This is a genomic window from Pseudochrobactrum sp. AO18b (assembly GCF_000409565.1).
GTDB lineage: Bacteria > Pseudomonadota > Alphaproteobacteria > Rhizobiales > Rhizobiaceae > Pseudochrobactrum > Pseudochrobactrum saccharolyticum.
The window spans coordinates 1-3,078 of the sequence record NZ_ANNO01000014.1; the positions used below are offsets into that span (position 1 = coordinate 1).

The 3,078-nt window shown below is 46.6% G+C and carries 2 protein-coding genes; both read right to left on the reverse strand.

Features of this window, described 5'->3' with window-relative positions; genetic code table 11:
• Positions 1-370: 370 nt before the first annotated feature.
• Complete coding sequence (locus A918_RS0100775; RefSeq protein WP_156831355.1) at positions 371-1,951, reverse strand: hypothetical protein; 1,581 nt, start codon at positions 1,949-1,951, stop codon at positions 371-373.
• 203 nt (positions 1,952-2,154) lie between these two features.
• Positions 2,155-2,955, reverse strand: a complete 801-nt coding sequence (locus A918_RS0100780) for a hypothetical protein (RefSeq protein WP_022709210.1) — start codon at positions 2,953-2,955, stop codon at positions 2,155-2,157.
• Positions 2,956-3,078: the final 123 nt, after the last annotated feature.

Sequence of the window (3,078 nt, forward strand, 5' to 3'; positions counted from 1 at the left end):
CTCGCCCAGAATCTACAAGGTCAGACCGCTTGACAGCAGAGAACGAGGGGCTTTCCTTGACAACTATATTTTTTGCAACAGAGCCGCACCGGCGCCCTTGGAGCCCAAGAGATAAAAGCCCGCCCCTCCTTCTGCCGCGGATACGGCTGAAGACATAGCAGCGAGAAAAGCAACAGATAAAGATAACCGGCTGGCTGATCGGACTTTCATTGCACGCCTCCCCTTGCACAATTTGATCCGAAACTTTGATGGAGCGGCCGGAATATTCAAGAACGTTACGGTAAATCGGGGTAAACGAACGCAATGTCCGGCAGTCTTTTAGTGCCGTAAATCGTGAATTTCAGAGAGGTTGTCAGGGTAATCTATGTCGTCAGCACGGACATTTCTGCTGCGCCAGATTTGCTGCCATTGTTTCAAAAACTTCAGGGGTAACCCGCACCTGTTTTTGTAATTCTGTTTTTGCTGACGGCGGCATGGTTCTTGTCAAAGTTGCCAAATGAAAGCCGACAATCCTGTTTGCATGTACAGGCAATCCATCCGCACGTAATTTGGCTTCCTGCCGGTTGCCACGACGAAGAGCATCGAGCAAAAGCACAAGCTGACCTGTGACAGGTAAGGTTTTAAACCGGCGTTCATCATCCGCCAAAAGCTGGTGAGCCTGCCCCCAGTTTCCATTGGTGAAATAAGCCAGTGCAACAGCCGATTTCAGCTCCCTGTTATTCGGATTGAGCGCAATTCCCCGCTCGCCTTTTCGCAATGCCAGATCAATATGACCTGCACTCAAATGCGTTTGCATCAGCGAGAATAAGACCCTGTCCGATGCAGGAGCGAGTATAGCGGCTTTATGTGCCAGCCTCAGACTGCGTTCACTTTTCTCAATATCCGGAATATCTCCTGTATTGCTAATCAGCACACGCGCCAGTGCAGCCATTGCATCACTGTCTGTCGGACGGATCTTAAGTGTGCGCTCCAGACAGTGTTCATCCTCGCTAAGAGGTAATCCGTTCGCCAGATTAATTTCAGCTTTGACGACGCAGCTATTCCCAAAAACGGCAAGATTATTTTCATTCACAAGTCTGGTATTGATGATGCCATTGCTGGCTGCAATTTTATAAGAAAGCTCCGATGCGAGATATTGCTCAATCTGATTATGTGTCAAATCCGCTGCTGAGACTTGCTCGACACCGGAGCCAATAATCTCATTTTTTGAACTGTCTTTAATCCGCCATGACAAATAATGCGTGTCACCTTCAGTCCGGTATTTCATACGGATGAGAAATGCCGGAATGCTTTCATTTGGATTATGCGCAACACCATTATTTATTTTAAGTATGAGCGTGTTGAAATTGTTAACCGCATTAACAATGGTGTCTCTCACTATTTCCGATTCATGATTGCTGACGGATTCATCATTCTTAAAATCAATAACAACAACCGGCTTTTCTGTGTCGATACCACCATGAGAAAATAAAGAAATAGATAATATTGATACTAATGGAATTATTATTGAGACTATAAATATAAACCATTTCTTATGCGCAGAATATCCGCTTTCTGTTTCACCCGGATAAAACCCATTATCACCGCCAGACCTTGTTACAGCTCTGTTCCTGCACCGGTTGAAAGTTAAAATATAATGACCTTTCGGTAGTCCGATCTCAATCCGCTTCTCGCGGCCAAAAGCCTGATAATATTGCACCAGTGCAGACCGAAGCCGGCTAAGCTCAATTCGTACAATCGGGTCAGTTGAAGGGTCAAAACTTGTTGGACGTCCCAGCACATCAATTGCAATGGAATAGCCTTTGATCGCTTCTGGTTTTCCGGAAAAATGATGCTCAGCAATATAGCGCAAAATGGCCTTTCCGCGCTCAGTAATGTGAAATCGCTCATCAGAAAGCAATTCCTCAATAACGGATCGCGCTTCAAGGACAGGAATATCAGTCAGGTCCAATGCATATCTATTCTGGGTCATTATCCGTACACGGGTTAGGACATGTTATTGCATATGAACGGGCTATAAATTCACATAGTCTCTATTGTTCGTCAATCGGTGCATCCTTTATTTTAGGATTTATTAATATAAAGAATTTTGATGCTTTGAGTGCTTTCATCAAGCTGTTCAAAATACAGTGTTTTCCCGCCAAAACCCCATAGCTATTTCGGAAACAGAAAAGTGATATTGGCGCGGTAACCCCAGCCCTCAGGGCCATTATCAGGCGATGCCGCCCAATATCTGGCTCCGGCCTGAAAACTCACCGGTTGAGTGCCGAATTTTACAACTTTGGAAACAGAGAAATTAATGGGCACACTCCATTGATCACTGTTCCAGTCATAGGTGCTTTCGGTGTTCAATGCGAAAGTCCACGCATCATCAGTCGTATATGAAACAAAGGGCTGAAACATCGACGAGCTGATATCTGAACGGTCACGATCGCCTGCGAAAGACCAGATATGATTTGCCAGCGCCCCGACAGTCCATGAGCCTTCCTGTTTCAATGCTACAGCTGTCGGACCTGCCCCCCATTTTTCACTGCCCAAAAGCTCATGTGTACCGGTCGGCAAGAGAAAAACCGGCCCCATGCCCCAGATTAGTCCTCCGGGACCAGGCTTTTTGGGGGAGAAAAAGAAGCTTTGCACCGTGTCACCAAGACCGAACTGACTGCCGGATTTACCGGCAATATCTGATTGCCAGATAACGGGCACGATAGTGCGGGAAACAAGGGTCCAGTCTTCATTGAGGGAAAAAGGTATGACGGGTTGAATATTGAGCGTCGTTCTGTGCCCATCCTCGGAGCCGTAACCGCGGTCATAATTCACCTGAAACGGCACGCTGATTAATGAAGACACCGGATTGGATAATTGCTTGGCCAGATCCGTGTCTTGCGCAAGTGCCGGCAATGAGATGCAGCAAGCCAGAGCTGTAATTGTCAAATACTGGAATCGGCATTCAATCATGATCGTTCCACTTCTGTTGAGTAGCGTCAATTCTGTCTGCATCAGACGGAGTTAGCTCAATTGATTTTCACAGCGATCATCATGTTTGCCCGAACCCGCCACACAAGGATGAATGACGGGTTC